The sequence below is a fragment of the Candidatus Poriferisodalis sp. genome (genome assembly GCF_965208555.1).
Taxonomy (GTDB): domain Bacteria; phylum Actinomycetota; class Acidimicrobiia; order Acidimicrobiales; family Poriferisodalaceae; genus Poriferisodalis.
Genome location: NZ_OZ242342.1, coordinates 1,910,662 through 1,926,954 on the forward strand (window position 1 = coordinate 1,910,662; position 16,293 = coordinate 1,926,954).

The 16,293-nt window shown below is 67.8% G+C and carries 14 protein-coding genes; 13 read left to right on the forward strand and 1 reads right to left on the reverse strand.

The features are described 5' to 3' along the window. The first annotated feature begins 5 nt into the window (after positions 1-5). From ACOGXE_RS08790 to purQ, 10 genes are all read left to right on the forward strand, one after another. Positions 6-989 carry a DnaJ C-terminal domain-containing protein gene (locus tag ACOGXE_RS08790; RefSeq protein WP_419930561.1) on the forward strand — a complete coding sequence of 328 codons (984 nt, stop codon included), beginning with the start codon at positions 6-8 and terminating at the stop codon, positions 987-989. A gap of 18 nt (positions 990-1,007) precedes the next feature. Then, complete coding sequence (locus ACOGXE_RS08795; protein ID WP_419930562.1) at positions 1,008-1,427, forward strand: heat shock protein transcriptional repressor HspR; 420 nt, start codon at positions 1,008-1,010, stop codon at positions 1,425-1,427. A 37-nt stretch (positions 1,428-1,464) separates the two neighbouring features. Continuing rightward, positions 1,465-4,077: an ATP-dependent Clp protease ATP-binding subunit gene (locus ACOGXE_RS08800; protein WP_419930563.1), complete on the forward strand. Its 2,613-nt coding sequence runs from the start codon at positions 1,465-1,467 to the stop codon at positions 4,075-4,077. 113 nt (positions 4,078-4,190) lie between these two features. Then, on the forward strand, positions 4,191-5,471 hold the full coding sequence (locus ACOGXE_RS08805; RefSeq protein ID WP_419930564.1) for an adenylosuccinate synthase: 1,281 nt from the start codon (positions 4,191-4,193) through the stop codon (positions 5,469-5,471). Between the two features lie 110 nt (positions 5,472-5,581). Further along, the gene (gene purD, locus ACOGXE_RS08810) at positions 5,582-6,871 is read left to right on the forward strand and encodes a phosphoribosylamine--glycine ligase (protein ID WP_419930565.1); all 1,290 of its coding nucleotides are present in this window, start codon (positions 5,582-5,584) and stop codon (positions 6,869-6,871) included. Positions 6,872-6,892: 21 nt separating this feature from the next. Next, entirely contained in the window at positions 6,893-7,339 is a 447-nt protein-coding gene (purE, locus tag ACOGXE_RS08815; protein WP_419930566.1) for a 5-(carboxyamino)imidazole ribonucleotide mutase, read from the forward strand. Between the two features lie 7 nt (positions 7,340-7,346). Beyond that, the gene (purB, locus tag ACOGXE_RS08820) at positions 7,347-8,777 is read left to right on the forward strand and encodes an adenylosuccinate lyase (RefSeq protein WP_419933501.1); all 1,431 of its coding nucleotides are present in this window, start codon (positions 7,347-7,349) and stop codon (positions 8,775-8,777) included. A gap of 78 nt (positions 8,778-8,855) precedes the next feature. Further along, on the forward strand, positions 8,856-9,761 hold the full coding sequence (locus tag ACOGXE_RS08825; protein ID WP_419930567.1) for a phosphoribosylaminoimidazolesuccinocarboxamide synthase: 906 nt from the start codon (positions 8,856-8,858) through the stop codon (positions 9,759-9,761). Beyond that, positions 9,758-10,030, forward strand: a complete 273-nt coding sequence (gene purS, locus ACOGXE_RS08830; RefSeq protein ID WP_419930568.1) for a phosphoribosylformylglycinamidine synthase subunit PurS — start codon at positions 9,758-9,760, stop codon at positions 10,028-10,030. The genes ACOGXE_RS08825 and purS overlap by 4 nt, the downstream gene beginning before the upstream one ends. 32 nt (positions 10,031-10,062) lie before the next feature. Beyond that, a complete protein-coding gene (purQ, locus tag ACOGXE_RS08835) occupies positions 10,063-10,737 on the forward strand; it encodes a phosphoribosylformylglycinamidine synthase subunit PurQ (RefSeq protein ID WP_419930569.1) in 675 nt (224 codons plus the stop codon). A 4-nt stretch (positions 10,738-10,741) separates the two neighbouring features. Here purQ and ACOGXE_RS08840 read toward each other — a convergent pair whose 3' ends face one another. Then, complete coding sequence (locus ACOGXE_RS08840) at positions 10,742-11,143, reverse strand: hypothetical protein (protein ID WP_419930570.1); 402 nt, start codon at positions 11,141-11,143, stop codon at positions 10,742-10,744. A gap of 74 nt (positions 11,144-11,217) precedes the next feature. Between ACOGXE_RS08840 and purL the strand changes: the two genes are divergently transcribed. From purL to purM, 3 genes are read left to right on the forward strand one after another with little or no spacing between them, the layout of a single operon-like run. Continuing rightward, positions 11,218-13,566: a phosphoribosylformylglycinamidine synthase subunit PurL gene (gene purL, locus ACOGXE_RS08845; protein ID WP_419930571.1), complete on the forward strand. Its 2,349-nt coding sequence runs from the start codon at positions 11,218-11,220 to the stop codon at positions 13,564-13,566. Next, on the forward strand, positions 13,563-15,185 hold the full coding sequence (gene purF / locus ACOGXE_RS08850) for an amidophosphoribosyltransferase (protein WP_419930572.1): 1,623 nt from the start codon (positions 13,563-13,565) through the stop codon (positions 15,183-15,185). The genes purL and purF overlap by 4 nt, the downstream gene beginning before the upstream one ends. A 5-nt stretch (positions 15,186-15,190) precedes the next feature. Next, the gene (gene purM, locus ACOGXE_RS08855; RefSeq protein ID WP_419930573.1) at positions 15,191-16,249 is read left to right on the forward strand and encodes a phosphoribosylformylglycinamidine cyclo-ligase; all 1,059 of its coding nucleotides are present in this window, start codon (positions 15,191-15,193) and stop codon (positions 16,247-16,249) included. Positions 16,250-16,293 lie beyond the last annotated feature (44 nt).

The window sequence follows — 16,293 nt, forward strand, 5'->3', positions numbered from 1 at the left end:
CCGCGATGGACCCACGACGCGAGTGGTTCGAGACCGACTACTACGCAGCCCTGGGTGTCTCGCCCGATGCGTCGGACAAGGAGATCACCAAGGCGTACAGGAAGCTCGCGCGCAAGCACCACCCGGACTCCAGCGCGGGCAACGAGGAGCGCTTCAAGCAGATCTCCGCGGCATATGACGTCGTCGGCGATACCGAGAAGCGAGCGGCCTACGACGAGGCACGGCGCTTGGGTCCCGCCGGCTTCGGCCCCCAGATGGGCGGCTTCGCGTCGGGCCCGGGCGGCTTCAGCATCCGCATTGAGGATCTCGGCGACCTGGGCGGCATATTCGGCAACCTCTTCGGCGACGGCCGCGGTCGAGCAGGCCGCAGCGGCCCCATGCCGATGCGCGGCCACGACCTGGAAACCCGCATCGGGATCTCGTTCCGCGATGCGGTCGAGGGAGTCGTCACCGAGGTTGCCGTGCCCGACTCGACATCCGGCGGGATGCGGAAGGTCAAGGTGCGCATTCCCGCCGGCGTCGACGACAACGGCCGGATCAGGCTGGCGGGCAAGGGCTCGCCGGGAGCGGGCGGGGGGCCGAACGGCGACCTGTTCGTGGTGGTCGACGTGGCACCCGATGCAGACTTCGGCCGGGACGGCCGGAATCTGACCATCAGCGTGCCCATCACCTATCCCGAAGCCGTCTTCGGCGCCGATGTGCGGGTGCTGGATTTCAGCGGCGACTCGGTGACCCTGCGCATCCCGCCGGGAACGCCGTCGGGCAAGACATTCCGGGTGCGTGGTCGCGGCATAGCGACCCGCCGTGGAACCGGCGACCTGCTGGTGAGCGTCGAGATCGTGGTACCGACGAAGCTGTCCTCGGCGGAGCAAGCGGCCATCGAGGCGCTGCGCGACGTTGCTGACTTCACCGAAGGCACCAGCCGGCGACAGCGCGATGCCGAGCCGGAACCGGCGACACTCGCCGACGCTGCAGGAGCTCAGCGATAGCGGCCAAGGGGCACAGCCATGAGCGAACAACCAAGACGACCGCCGTCCGCCTCAGAGCGCAACCGGGCGCTCTATGTCATCTCGGTGGCGGCCGAGCTCGCCGGCGTGCATGCCCAGACGCTGCGCATCTACGAACGCAAGGGTCTGCTGGCTCCAGCACGCACCTCTGGCGGCAGCCGTCGCTACAGCGACCGCGACATTGCCATGCTGAATCGGATCAGTCAGCTCACCAGCGAGGGCCTCAACCTGGCGGGCGTCAAGCGCGTGCTGGAACTGGAGGAGCGCGTGGCGGCGTTGGAGCGCAAGCTGGCCGACATGCAGAGCGAGGCAGCAGCCTTGGTGGCCGAGACGCACCGCCAGTACCGGCGTGACCTGGTGCCGTTGCCGCAGACCGATCTCATCCCGCGGCCCGGAACAGGCCCGAATCGTCCAACTTGAGTATATTGTTATCAAGTTTTTTGATATAATCAGAGTCATGAATAATGACGCTGATCCCCGCAACTCCCCGCTGCCGTCCAGCCCGCTGACGCACAAGTGCCAAGAAGCACTGGCCTCGGCGGCCCGAACGGCGCAGAGCCAGGGTCACCCGGAAGTCACCCGGGCGCACCTGCTGGCTGCGCTCGTCTCCCAACCCGAGGGCTTGGTGCTGCCCCTGCTCACACGCGCCGGCATCGAACCGGCCGTCGTGCGCCGGAGCGCGATCGAGGCGCTCGAGCGCCTGCCTCGCAGCTTCAGCACCCAGGCACCAGCGCAACCAGCGCTCGCCGGGGAACTGGCTGAGACGCTGCAAGCTGCCGACGCCGAGCGCGCCCGCATGGGCGACGACTACCTGTCCACTGAGCACCTGTTGCTGGCGCTCGCAGACGACCTCGATGCCGACCGTGATGTGCTGGCATCGCTCGTCGCCGAGCTGCGCGGCAGCACGCGAGTGACATCGCCGACGCCAGAGAACTCCTATGACGCACTTGAGCGATTCGGCCGGGATCTCACCGAAGAGGCACGCGATGACAGGCTCGATCCCGTCATCGGCCGCGACGACGAGATCCGACGGATCATCCAGGTGCTGTCGCGGCGCACCAAGAACAACCCTGTGCTGATCGGCGAGCCAGGCGTCGGCAAGACGGCGATCGTCGAAGGCCTGGCCCGCCGCATCGCCGAGGGAGACGTCCCTGAGGGACTGCGCGACAAGCGAGTCGTCGCCTTGGATCTGGCCGCCATGGTGGCGGGGGCCAAGTACCGGGGTGAGTTCGAGGAACGACTTGAGGCAGTGCTCAACGAGATCGCCGACTCCGACGGCGAGGTCATCACGTTCCTGGACGAGGTGCACACGCTGGTCGGCGCCGGCGCGGGCGGCGACAGCTCGCTCGACGCCGCGAACATGCTCAAGCCGATGCTGGCTCGGGGCCAGCTGCGACTGGTGGGTGCCACGACGCTCGACGAGTACCGCCAGCACATCGAAGACGATGCGGCACTGGAACGGCGCTTCGCGCCGGTCTACGTGGGCGAACCGGCGGTCACCGATGCAGTGGCCATCCTGCGGGGCCTGAAGGAGCGCTACGAGGTCCACCACGGCGTGCGCATCACCGATGCCGCGCTGGTCGCGGCGGTCACCCTGTCCGACCGGTACCTGCGTGAGCGTTTTCTGCCCGACAAGGCCATCGACCTGATGGACGAGGCTGCGAGCCGCTTGCGGATCGAGATCGACTCGGTGCCGCTCGAGATCGACATTTGCGAGCGCCGCATCCGCCAGCTCGAGATCGAGCAGTTGGCGCTGAGCGGCGACGAGACCTCGAATGGGCAGCTTCCCGATCCGGGACCCGAATCTCAGAGGCTCGCCGACATCACAGCAGAGCTGGCATCCCAGCGCGAGCAGGCGGCGGCCCTCAAGGCGCACTGGCAAGCAGAGAAGGAGGCCATTGGCCAGATCCGGGCGCTGAAGTCTGAGGCGGAATCGCTGGCGGCCCAAGTGGAACGCGAGACAGATCTCGAACGCGCGGCGGAGATCCGCTTCGGGCAACTGCCGGACGTGCACCGGCGTCTCGATGAGGCGGCGGGCGAGCTGGCTCGGCTGCAAGACGGCAAGCGGATCCTCCGCGAAGAGGTGGATGCAAACGACATCGCCGAGGTCGTGTCGCGCTGGACCGGCATTGCCACGAGTCGCTTGTTGGAGGGCGAAGTGCACAAGCTGGTGCACCTGGAGGAAACCCTGGCGGAGCGGGTCGTCGGCCAGCGTCATGCGGTGGCGGCAGTGGCGAACGCAATCCGTCGCAGCCGCGCTGGGCTGAGCGAGCCTGATCGGCCCATCGGCAGCTTCCTGTTCCTGGGTCCGACCGGTGTCGGCAAGACCGAGCTGGCGCGTGCGCTGGCCGAAGCGCTCTTCGACGACGAGCGCGCCATGGTTCGCATCGACATGTCCGAGTATCTCGAGCGGCACTCGGTGAGCCGCCTCATCGGCGCGCCTCCCGGCTACATCGGCCACGACGACGGCGGCCAGCTGACCGAGGCGGTCCGGCGACGGCCCTACTCCGTGGTCTTGCTCGACGAGATCGAGAAGGCGCACACCGATGTGTTCAGCGTGCTGCTGCAGGTGCTCGACGACGGCCGGCTGACCGACGGTCGGGGGCGCACAGTGGACTTCTCCAACGTCGTGCTCATCATGACGTCCAACCTGGCCACCGATCCTGCTGAGTTCTTCGCTCCGGAGTTCATCAACCGTGTCGACGAGATCTTGCAGTTCGACGCGCTCAGCCGCAGCGACGTGGCTGCCATTGCCGAGCGGCAGCTGGAGATCCTGCGCGCCCGCCTTGTTGATCGCGAGATCACGCTGGACGTGACCGCTGCCGCCGCGGAGCTGCTCGCCAATCGCGGGTATGACCCCGCGTACGGCGCTCGGCCGCTTCGGCGGCTGATCCAGCGCGAGCTGACCGACCCGCTGGCCTCCGGCCTGCTCGACGGCACATTCGCCGACGGCGACACCGTGACGGTGGACAACGTCGAGGGCTCGTTCGGTCTGAGCACCCTGCCGCTCCGCGAAGGCGTCGGGCCTCAGGCCGGCGACGACGCCCAACTGCTTGCACGGGCCTCCTGACCGGTCCGTCGACAGGCCGAATCGGCCGGAAATCCGGCGGTCCCGGAGGGGTCAGTCCCTAGACTGATTTGGTGACGACCAAGGCATCCTGCCGGCGGGCGATCAGCTGAATCATGCCCGGCTCGATCGTCGTAGGAATGCAATGGGGCGATGAGGGCAAGGGCCGCATCGTCGACGTCGTCGCAAAGGAATGCCAGCACGTCGTCCGCTACCAGGGCGGCCACAACGCGGGGCACAGGATCGTCGTCGACGGCGAGACATTCGCCCTGCAGCTCATTCCCAGCGGTGTGCTCTACAACCACGTGACGCCGATCATCGGCAACGGCGTGGTCGTCAATCCTTGGGTGCTGATCGACGAAATCGACATGCTCAGTGGGCGAGGCGTCGACTGCAGCAGGCTGATGCTGAGCCCCGCGTCGCACCTCGTACTCCCGTACCACCAGATCGCCGACGAGCTGTCAGAAGCACAGCGAGGTGACGCAAAGCTGGGCACGACGAAACGCGGCATCGGACCCGCCTACGCCGACAAGGCCGCACGGGTCGGCCTGCGTGTCGAGGATCTGCTTGAGCCGGCAACGCTGCGCGAGCGGCTTGCGGCTGTGCTCGCCGACCGCAACGACTACCTGCGCCAGGTGCACGACCATCCCGGCGTCGACCCGGGCGAGCTCGCTGATCGGCTGATCGATGAGGTGGCGCCCCGCCTCGCGCCGTACATCGGCGACACGGTGGGCTGGCTGCACGAGGCGCTGCATGCGGGTGAGCGGGTCCTGTTCGAGGGTGCCCAGGCCACCTTCTTGGACCTCGACCACGGGACCTACCCCTTTGTGACCTCGTCGAATCCGGTGGCGGGCTTTGCCCTGGTCGGCTCGGGCATCGGTCCTGGCGCCATTGACCAGGTCATCGGCATCGCCAAGGCGTACACCACCCGCGTCGGTTCGGGCCCCTTCGTGACCGAGCTGCACGACGAGATCGGCGACCAGCTGGTGGAGCGAGGCGCTGAGTTCGGTACCAACACCGGGCGCCGCCGCCGCTGCGGCTGGTTCGATGCCGTGATGGGCCGGCAGGCGGTGCGCCTCAACGCCTGCACCGAGATTGCGCTCACGAAGCTTGACGTGCTCGACGAACTCGACTCGATCAAAGTCTGCGTGGCGTACGAAGTCGACGGCCAGCGCTACGACTACCTACCGCACCTGCGCTCGCTGCATGATCGGGCGGTGCCGGTGTGGGCCACGCTGCCGGGCTGGAAGACGCCGCTCGACAAGGTGACCGAACGGTGGCAGCTGCCGCGGCAGGCCGTCGACTACATCGTCTTTCTCGAACGCCAGCTTGGTCTGCCGATCCGGTATGTCTGCGTCGGCCCCGGCCGCGAGCAGTACATCAAGTTCGCAGCGTGAGCTGCGACATTGGATGCAGTGCAGCGTGAGCTGCGACATCGGATACAGCGCAGCGTGAGCTGCGAGATCGGGTCCGGCGCTTGGAGCCGGGCTGAGTCAGGGATGTGCCGGTGAGAGTGTGTGTTGTCGGCCAGGGCGGGCGAGAGCACGCATTCGCTGAGACGCTGCGCCGGACCGCCGATGTCGTGGTCACACCGGGCAATGCCGGCATCGAGGGCAGCGTTGCGATACCGCCGGGCGACATCGACGCCGACTTGTTCGTGATCGGTCCCGAAGGACCCCTGGCCGACGGCCTGGCCGACCGGCTGCGCGCAGATGGGCGGCTCGTGTTCGGCCCGGGCGCCGACGGCGCTGCGCTCGAGGGCTCCAAGGCGTGGATGAAGGAAGTGGTGAGTGCGGCGGGCGTTCCGACTGCCGCGTACCGGACGTTCGACGGGGAGGAGGCGAGCCGCCGCGAGGCGCATGCCTACTTGGAGACGCTGCCGCCTCCGTACGTCATCAAGACCAGCGGGCTGGCTGCGGGCAAGGGTGTGCTGGTCACCGATGAGCTGGCCGCAGCGCATGCTGACATCGACGCCAAGCTGGATGGCACTGCCTTCGGAGACGCCGGACGCCGCATCGTCATCGAGGAAGGACTGGTGGGCCCGGAGGTCTCGCTGTTCGCGATCTGTGACGGCCGCCGTGCCGTGCTGCTGCCGACGGCGGTGCGCGATCACAAGCGCCTGGGCGACGGTGACTCGGGGCCGAACACCGGCGGGATGGGCTGCGTCTCGCCGCTGGCCGATGTCGATCGGGCGACCTGTGCTGATCTGGGCGCGCTGGCGTTCGAGCCGACGCTGGCCGAGTTGCAGCGCCGGGGCGTCGACTACCGCGGCGTGCTGTACGCGGGCTTCATGCTGACGCCACGCGGGCCTCGGCTGCTGGAGTTCAACGTCCGATTCGGCGATCCTGAGGCGCAGGTCACGTTGCCACGCGTCCAAGGCGACCTCGCCGAGCTGCTGGCCGCGGCGGCAGCGGGGGAGTCGGACGACCGCATCGATGTGTCCGACGACGCCATGGTGTGCGTCGTCTGCGCGGCCGAGGGATACCCGAGCGACCCGCGGGCCGGCGATCTCATCACAGGGATCGAGCATGCCCGGGCGATGCCCGGCGTGACGGTTTTCTGTGCGGGCGTCGGACCCTGCGACGATCCATCAACGCCGCCCGGTTCGCTCGTGACGGCCGGCGGCCGTGTGCTGAACGTGTGCGGCCGCGGGCCGGACGTGGCTGCCGCCCGCCGCCGAGCGTACGAAGCTGTCCGCTGCATCAGCTGGCCTGGGATGACCTACCGCACCGACATCGCCGCTGCGGAAATCTCCCCGCTGCCCCCTCGGGGCGGCGAGACTCAACGACGGAGCTGATCGATGCCGGGGAGCACTGTGATGAAGGTCGCCATCTTGATGGGATCGCCGAACGATGAGTCGAAGATGGCACCCGCCGCCGAGATGCTCGACAGGTTCGGCATCTCCCATGTCACCGAGGTGATGAGCGCTCACCGCACGCCTGCCGCGGTGGCATCGTTCGCAACCGGGGCGCGCGACGCCGGCTTCGCTGCGGTCATCTGCGGAGCCGGCATGGCGGCACATCTGGCCGGCGTGGTGGCCGCGCATACCACCTTGCCGGTGATCGGCGTGCCGCTCAGCGGCGGCCTCGCCGACGGCCTCGACGCGTTGCTGTCCACGGTGCAGATGCCCAAGGGCATCCCGGTCGCGACCGTGGCGGTGAACGGCTCGGCAAATGCGGCCGTGCTGGTCGTCGAGATGCTGGCGGTGACTGATCCGGGGCTCGCCGACCGCTTGGACGAGTTCCGCGCCGCTGGTGCCCGGTGACATCGATATGAGCCGGGACGTCATCCCCAACGTCCTGGCGACGCGCTACGCCTCGGCCGAGATGGCCGAACTGTGGTCACCCCGCCACAAGGTCATCCTCGAACGGCGGCTGTGGATAGCAGTGCTCGAAGCGCAGCGAGAAGCGGGTGTCGATGTGCCCGACGGCGCGCTGGACGCGTATCGCGATGCCGTCACCCACGTCGATCTCGACTCGATCACCGAGCGGGAACGGATCACGCGCCATGACGTGAAGGCGCGCATCGAGGAATTCTGTGCGCTGGCCGGCTACCAGCAGATCCATCGCGCGATGACCTCGCGCGATGTCACCGAGAACGTCGAGCAATGCCAGGTCAAAGCAGCGTTGGGTTTGGTTGCCGAGCGCATGGCGGCGTTCATCGTGCGCATCGCGGCACTGGCGAGCGCCCATCGGAATCTCGTGATGACGGCGCGCACGCACAATGTGCCGGCGCAGGCCACCACGCTGGGAAAGCGCTGGGCCACGATCGGCACCGAGGCGGCCGTGTCGCTCGCACGCATCGAAGAGCTCGTCGCGCGTTACCCGTTGCGCGGCATCCGCGGGCCGGTGGGCACGCAGCAGGACATGCTCGAGCTGGTGGGTGGCGACCGGGCGGCCCTGGACCGCCTGGAGCGCCGCATCGCCGACGAGCTGGGCTTCGAACGTGTGCTCGGCTCCGGCGGGCAGATCTATCCCCGCTCGCTCGACCTCGACGTCGTCGCAGCGCTGGTTGCCGCGGCGGCGCCGCTCGGCAACCTGGCACTCACCGTGCGGCTCGGCGCCGGTCACGAGCTGGTGACCGAGGGCTTCGCTGCGGGCCAAGTCGGTTCGTCGGCAATGCCGCACAAGATGAACACCCGCTCGTGCGAGCGAATCACCGGCCTGCTGACCATCCTGCGAGGGCACCTGACGATGGCCTCACAGCTCGCCGGTGATCAATGGGACGAAGGCGATGTGAGCTGCTCGGTCGTGCGTCGCATCGTGCTCCCCGACGCGTTCTTCGCGCTCGACGGAGCACTGGAGACTGCCTTCAGCGTCATGGACGGCTTCGCCGTCTTCCCGGCCCGGATCGAAGCCGAGCTGGCCGCGTACCTGCCGTTTCTTGCCACCACTCGCCTGTTGGCTGCTGCCGTGGCAGCGGGCGCCGGCCGCGAGGAAGCGCACGAGCGCATCGGTGCCCATGCAACTGCGGCGGTCTTGGCGCTTCGCGAGGGCACCGTCGACCGCAACGATCTCGCGGCCCGCATCGTTGCAGACCCCGATCTGCAGCTCAGTGCGGATGAGGTCGCGGCGGCGCTCGCGGATCCGGCGTCGTTCAGCGGCCGTGCCGGCGATCACGTCGACGAGTTCGTGGCCGCTGCGGGCAAGGTGGCGCAGCGGTACGGCGCCGCGGTCGACTACGAGCCCGGCCCGGTGCTGTGAGCCAGGTGGTGAGCGGCGCAGCGCCGACCGACGATGACACGCCAGCAATGACAAGCCAGCAAGGACGAAAGGGCCGATGTGAGCGAGCTTGAGCTAGTGCACCGCGGGAAGGTGCGCGAGATGTACCGCGTCGACGACCGCCATCTGCTGATGGTCGCAAGCGACCGCATCTCGGCCTTCGATGTGGTGTTCGACGAACCCGTGCCGGACAAGGGCCGCGTGCTGACGGCCATGACGGCGTGGTGGTCAACCTGGCTCGGCGACATCGCGCCGACCCATGTGGTCTCGGGCGATCCCAGCGACTTCCCAGCGGCAGCACGGCGACCTGAATGGGCCGGGCGAGCGCTCCTCGTCCGCCGCGCGGAGATGCTGCCGATCGAATGCATCGTGCGCGGGTACATCACCGGCTCGGCATGGAAGGAGTACCGGCAGCACGGCACCATGCACGACGAGCCGCTGCCGGCCGGCCTGCTCGAGTCGCAGCAGCTCGATGAACCCGTCTTCACGCCATCCACCAAAGCGACCGATGGCCACGACGTGAACATCTCATTCGCCGCAGCCGCCGAGCTGGTCGGCGACGAGGCGGCTGCGGCCGCCCGCCAAGTGTGCGTTGATGCCTACAGCACGGCGGCGGCCCATGCCTCGGAGCGGGGGATCATCATCGCGGACACCAAGTTCGAGCTCGGCTACGTGGACGGCACCCTGGTCATCGCGGATGAGTGGCTCACACCCGATTCGTCTCGTTTCTGGCCCAAGGATCACTGGCAGCCAGGTGCATCGCCTCCGTCGCTCGACAAGCAGCCGGTGCGTGACGCCACCGAAGCCACCGGCTGGAACAAGGAACCGCCCCCGCCCCCGCTGCCGGCAGAGGTGGTTGCGGCTACGCGCGCCCGCTACATCGAGGCGTACGAGACGCTGACCGGCGAGTCGTTCGATGACTGGCTGACGCATCCGGGCGTACGGGCCGGAGCCGTCGCTTCATGAATCGCTGGGACGTTCTGGTGGAGGTCTCGCCACGCGCCGAGATCGCAGATCCGGCCGGGACCACGATTGAACGGGCTCTCGCCGCGCTGGGCTTTGCCGGCGTGAGCGGGGTCAGGGTCGGCAAGGCCATCCGCATGGAGGTCGCTGCAGCGGATGCGTCCGAAGCGCGTTCGGTCACCGAGCAGATGTGCGACCGCCTGCTGGCGAACCCGGTGATCGAAGACGCCCGCATCGAACTGCGCGCTGCAGTGCCTGATCGCAGCCCGTGAGTGTCCCCACGAATGCCCCGGCGAGCGTCCCGATGAGTGTCACCGTCGGTGTCGTTCAGTTCCCCGGCACGAACTGCGATCTCGACACACTCGACGCGCTGGGAGAACTGGGAACTCGAACGGCGCTCTTGCGCAGTGACGAAACCTCGCTCGCAGGTGTGGATGCTGTCGTCATTCCGGGTGGATTCGCGCACGGCGACTACCTGCGCACCGGTGCAATCGCCCGCTTCTCGCCGATCATGGACGCCGTGGCATCGTTCGCGGCCGCCGGCGGTCCGGTTGTCGGGATATGCAATGGATTTCAGGTATTGACCGAGGCAGGCCTGCTGCCCGGAGCACTTCGCCCCAATGCGGGGCTGTCGTTTCTGTGCCAGCCGCAGCACGTCGTCATGGCGTCCGTTGACCATGTGCTGGGGCATGGGCTGTCGCCGTCAGATGTATTGAGCATTCCCATCAATCACTTTGAAGGGAACTACGTGTGTGACCAGTCGACGTTGCAATGTATGCGTCAAAAGGGCCAAGTAGTGATGCGATACGTCGACAACCCGAATGGATCGGTCGACGACATTGCCGGCATCTGCAACGAAACGGGCAATGTCGTGGGGCTCATGCCCCACCCCGAACGGGCAACGTCGGAGTTATTGGGCTCTACGGATGGACGAAGACTGCTTGAAGCGTTGATATATGCAGCAAGCCGGACGGTGTGAAGTGTCAGCCGCCCCGTGTAATGCCCGCACGGGCCAGCATGTCGGCTGCGACGCCGAACTCACGCCATGTGGCGTACTGAATTCCCTTGCGCCGGCCGTAGTTGGCGGCATGAGTGACAAAACCCTCTTCCACGGAGGCCATATCGGGCTCTACCTGGAGCGCTTCGATGGCTGCCTCGATGTCCCGACGCTCCTGCATCAGCAGCAAGCGCTTAATCGGCTTTGCCTCGGCAATCTGGGCGTCGATTGCGTCCTTCTTGGCGTTCAGCGATTCTGCGCTCTGCCTGCGACCTGGCCGGGGCCGGTGCGTTTCGAGGGCTTCAAGATAATCCCGCACTGCTGCAGCCTCGATGCGACCCGCGGCAATAGCAGCTTTGTGTTCGTCCGACATGGTTCGTTCGCTCATGACGTCTGTATAGCACGGCGTCTTCCGCTCTCCAATGAATCCAATGAACCTGTTTCCACCGAATATGGATTGTTGTGACTGCCACCTCTAGCGATTTCGCCGCACCCGACTTGCCGGACATTCATGCGGCTCTGGGCCTGACAGATGACGAATACGGCCACATTTGCGAGTTGTTGGACCGTCAGCCCAATCATCTTGAACTCGCGATGTATGCAGTGATGTGGTCTGAGCATTGTTCGTATAAGTCATCGCGCCGACATCTCGCTCGTTTGCCCACCGAGGCACCGTGCGTGCTCGTCGGTCCCGGCGAGAATGCAGGGGTTGTCGACGTCGGCGACGGCATTGCCGTCGCCGTGCGCATCGAGAGTCACAACCATCCCTCGGCTATTGAGCCGTATCAGGGTGCGGCGACCGGGGTGGGGGGCATCCTGCGCGACATCTTCACGATGGGAGCACGACCCATTGCGCTCGCAGATCCGCTGCGCGTCGGGCCGCTCGACGAGGCGCGCAGCAACTGGATTGCCGAGGGAATTGTCAGCGGCATATCCGGCTACGGGAACAGCGTGGGTGTGCCCACCGTTGCGGGCGAATTCGTGTCGTGCGAGACCTACCGGGACAACCCGTTGGTGAACGTGGCCGCGCTCGGGATCATGCCGACCGAGCGTCTGGTCTTGGGCCGAGCGACCGAGGTGGGCAGCGCCGCCGTGCTGATGGGCGCGAGCACGGGCCGCGACGGCATCGGCGGCGTCAGCGTGCTCGCGTCAGCGGGTTTCGACGAGGCCGATGACGATTCGACCAAGCGCCCGAGCGTGCAGGTCGGCGATCCCTTCGAGGAAAAGCGCCTCATCGAAGCCTGCCTGGAGCTGCTGGAGGCAGGGCTTGTCGGCGGGATTCAGGACCTCGGCGGCGCGGGCCTGACCTGTGCTGCAAGCGAGACGGCCTCACGCGGCGGCACCGGCATGGAGGTCGATGTCAGCGCCGTGCCGCTGCGCCAGCGCGGCATGGAGCCCTTCGAGATCATGACGTCGGAGTCTCAGGAGCGAATGCTGGCGATTGTCTCGTCAGCCAACGTCGACCGGGTGCTCGAGATCTGCGCGCGGTGGGAGATCACTGCCACGGTTGTCGGGCGCGTGACCGACGACGGCATGCTGCGCGTGCGTGACGGGGTCGACGGCGTGATCCTCGCCGAGGTGCCTGCGAGCACACTGCACGACGACGCGCCGTCCTATGACCGCCCCCGCCGCCCGCCGGCCGATCTGCAGGTGCGCCACCGCGTCGACCCGGCGGCGGACGGCGCTCCGGCGGGCAGTCCCAGCGATTGTGCTGCTGATCTGCTGGCGATGCTCGCCGACCCGCGTTGGGTGTACCGGCAGTACGACCACCAGCTGTTTCTGAACACGGTCGTCGGTCCCGGCAGCGATGCGACGCTGCTGCGACTGCGCGACCCTCGCAACGGCACCTCCACCGGTCGAGGCCTTGGGGTGTCAGTCGACGGCAACCACCGCTGGTGCCACGCCGATCCCCGCCGGGGCACGGCGATGGTGGTGGTCGAGGCGGCGCTGAACCTCGCCTGCGTCGGCGCGGATCCGCTTGCGATCGTCAACTGCCTCAACTTCGGGAACCCGACTCATCCCGAGGTCATGTGGCAGCTCACCGAAGCCATCGACGGCATGGCTGAAGCCTGTGATGCGCTGGGTGTGCCGGTCGTCGGTGGCAACGTCAGCCTCTACAACGAGACCAACGGCACCGACATCTGCCCGACGCCGGTGGTGTGCATGATCGGGCTGCATCCCGATCTGGTCCGGCGTCCGGTCGCTGACGGGCTGCCGCCCGGAACCGAACTCATGCTGCTGGCTCCGCCCGGCTTCGCCGGCGACGGCGGAGCGAGTGCCGCCGCATCGGGCCCGCATCGTGTGGCGCTAGGAGGCAGCCGCTGGGCATGGGAACGCCGCCGCTGCCGTGACGGAACGTTGCCCGAGCTCGACCTCGCCGGCAGCGTCGCAACCGCCCGGTTCGTGGCCGCAGCCGTGCGCGAGGGCCGCGTCCGGTGTGCGCACGATGTCTCCGACGGCGGCATCGCTGCGGCCATCGCGGAAATGTGCTGCCACGGCGGTGCGGGCGCACACGCGCGCGTGCCGTCGCTCGGCGAACCCGCACCGGCGCAACGGGCACTGTTCGCCGAGCCGCCGGGCCGCGTCTTGGCGGCGGTCGACTCAGACGATGTCGAGCGGCTTGCCAGCGCAGCCTCGGCGGCAGGACTCGCGAGCCACCGGCTCGGAACGTTCGGCGGGTCGAGGGTGCAGATCGGCCGCGTCACCGAACCCGACCTCGACATCGACCTGGCGTTCGACGACGTGCTGGCGCGGTGGAGCGGTGCGTTGCCTGACTCGTTCGCACAACCAGCCGACGGGACGGCGGCATGAGCGGCCCCGGTGTGGCAGACGTCCCCGACGGCGGCGTGGACTTCCGCAAGCCGCGCGAAGCCTGCGGCGTCTTCGGCGTGTACATGCCGGGCGGCCCAGTGGCCCACCTGAGCTATCTCGGGCTGTACGCGCTGCAGCACCGGGGGCAGGAATCAGCCGGCATCGCCGTGTCCGACCGCACCCACATCACGGTCGTCAAGGACATGGGCCTGGTCGCCAGCGCGTTCGACGACCGGGTGCTCGCAGGACTCGAAGGCGATCTCGCCATCGGGCACACCCGGTACTCCACGACGGGGTCGAGCTCGTGGCGTGCGGCGCAGCCGTTCTACCGAGGCCTCGACGGCACGGAGTTCGCGCTCGGTCACAACGGGAATCTCACCAACACCGCCGAGCTCGCGGCTGCTTCGGGAATGCTCGACGGGATGGTCACCAGCGACAGCGATCTGGTCGCCGAACTGGTCGCCCAGCGCGTTACTGCCACGCCGCAGATCACACGCACCCGCCCGCGCGAGGCCGTGACCGAGGCGCTGGCGGCGGTGCTGCCGAGCCTTCGTGGCGGCTTCACGTTCGTGGTCGCCGACCGGGATCGCCTGATCGGGGTTCGTGATCCGCACGGCATCTGGCCGCTGTGTCTCGGCCGCCTCAGTGTCGATGAGGACGGGGTCGATGAGCACGCAGCCGGTGCCCACGAGAGCAGCCAGCCCAGCGGCGGTTGGGTGCTGGCATCGGAGAACCCGGCGCTGGAGGTCGTCGGCGCGACATTCGAACGCGAGATCCGGCCGGGCGAGATGATCGTCATCGACGCAGCCGGGTGCCGCTCGTTGTGGCCGTTCGCGAGCAGACCGGCAAGCGGCGACGGGCTGTCCCCGCACCTGTGCATCTTCGAATTCGTGTATTTCTCGCGCCCGGACACCACCTTGGCGGGCCAGAACGTGCACGCAGCCCGCCAGCGCATGGGCGCGCATCTGGCCACCAATGCACCAGTCGATGCCGACCTGGTGATGCCCGTTCCCGAGTCGGGCATACCGGCTGCGCAGGGCTATGCCCGCGCCAGCGGCATCTCCTACGGCGACGGGCTGGTCAAGAATCGCTACATCGGGCGCACGTTCATCGCGCCGAACCAGCACGTCCGTTCCTTGGGTGTGCGCACCAAGCTGAATGCGATCAGCTCCAACATCGACGGCCGCCGGCTCGTGGTGGTCGACGATTCGATTGTGCGGGGCACCACTACCCGGTCGATTGTCGACATGCTGCGCGGCGCCGGCGCTGCCGAGGTGCACCTGCGTATCTCCTCACCTCCGTACCGCTGGCCGTGCTTCTACGGCATGGACACGGGCACTTCCGGCGAACTGCTTGCCGCGAATCGCGATCTGGCAGAGATCGAGGCGTACCTGGGCGTCGATTCGCTGGCGTACCTGAGCCTCGATCAGCTCATCGAGGCCACCGGTGTGCCCGGCGGGGGCTTCTGTCATGCATGCCTGACCGGTGAGTATCCGGTGGAGATCGGCGACCGAGCGCGGACCGAAGTCTTCGGCAGCGACGCCGACGAGCCGAATCGCTCGCTGATCGCGACGGGCAGCGTGCAGCCGGCTGCCGTCGCTGAACCCATCGCAGGGTGACACCGGTGGCGAGCGATCCAACACCGCTCACCTACGAAGCGGCTGGGGTGAACATCGCCGCGGGCGACGAGGCCGTCCGGCGCCTGACGCCCCACGCTCGCAGCACGTACCGGCCCGAGGTGCTGAGCGACATCGGAGCATTCGGAGCAGTCACCGCGGTGCCCGACGGTCTCACCGACCCGGTGCTGGTCAGCGCGAACGACGGCGCGGGCACGAAGCCCCTCATTGCCGCAGCACTCGGCCGATGGGACACGATCGGGATCGACGTGGTGGCCATGTGCGTCGACGACATCGTCACGCTCGGTGCGCAGCCGCTGCTGTTCCACGATCAGATCACTGCAGGACGTCTCGATGCCGACGTCGTCGAGGCGATCGTGGAAGGCTTGGCCGCCGGCTGCCGCATGGCCGGTTGCGCGCTCGTGGGCGGCGAGTTGGCCGAACACCCCGACGCGCTCGCGCCCGGCGACTATGACATCGCCGGCTTTGCCGTGGGGGTGACAGAACGAGCGCGGTTGCGAGGCTCGGTCACCGCTGGCGACGCGGCGCTCGTGGGTCTGGCGTCAGGCGGACTTCGATGCAACGGCTACAGCCTCGCTCGCCGGGTTCTGCTCACTGGCGCATCCGATGACAACCCGCTCGGGTCGCCGGCCTGGCCGGGTGCCGATCATTCGCTGGGCGACGAGATGCTGCGACCGTCGGTCATCTACACCCCTGCGGTGCTCGAGCTTTTCTCCGAATGCGGTGCTCTGGGGGCTGCGCACATCACCGGTGGGGGACTGGCCGCGAACGTGGCCCGCATGCTCGGCCCGGAGGTCGATGCGGTGCTGCGGCGCGGATCCTGGCCGGTGCCCAGAATCTTCGAGCGCATCGCCGACGCTGGTCCGGTCACGCCCGACGAGATGGAACGCGTCTTCAACCTCGGCATCGGCATGGTGGTGGCCGTCCCGGCCTCGTCTGCCGTCAGTGCGGTCGATTCGGCTCACGCAGCCGGACACGACGCGTGGGTGATCGGTGAGACCCGCCCTGGCACAGGCACCGCCCGCCTGGTCGAAGCGGGCAACTAGACCCAAATCGGCGGGTCCAGCCCAATACCCTGCCTGCCCATTGT

Coding starts and splice junctions, on each gene's coding strand:
- purS (WP_419930568.1), top strand. CDS start 9,758: ATGAATCGCTGGGACGTTCTGGTGGAGGTCTCGCCACGCGCCGAGATC.
- purQ (WP_419930569.1), top strand. CDS start 10,063: ATGAGTGTCACCGTCGGTGTCGTTCAGTTCCCCGGCACGAACTGCGAT.
- ACOGXE_RS08800 (WP_419930563.1), top strand. CDS start 1,465: ATGAATAATGACGCTGATCCCCGCAACTCCCCGCTGCCGTCCAGCCCG.
- ACOGXE_RS08805 (WP_419930564.1), top strand. CDS start 4,191: ATGCCCGGCTCGATCGTCGTAGGAATGCAATGGGGCGATGAGGGCAAG.
- ACOGXE_RS08840 (WP_419930570.1), bottom strand. CDS start 11,143: ATGAGCGAACGAACCATGTCGGACGAACACAAAGCTGCTATTGCCGCG.
- purB (WP_419933501.1), top strand. CDS start 7,347: ATGAGCCGGGACGTCATCCCCAACGTCCTGGCGACGCGCTACGCCTCG.
- purE (WP_419930566.1), top strand. CDS start 6,893: ATGAAGGTCGCCATCTTGATGGGATCGCCGAACGATGAGTCGAAGATG.
- purF (WP_419930572.1), top strand. CDS start 13,563: ATGAGCGGCCCCGGTGTGGCAGACGTCCCCGACGGCGGCGTGGACTTC.
- ACOGXE_RS08790 (WP_419930561.1), top strand. CDS start 6: ATGGACCCACGACGCGAGTGGTTCGAGACCGACTACTACGCAGCCCTG.
- ACOGXE_RS08795 (WP_419930562.1), top strand. CDS start 1,008: ATGAGCGAACAACCAAGACGACCGCCGTCCGCCTCAGAGCGCAACCGG.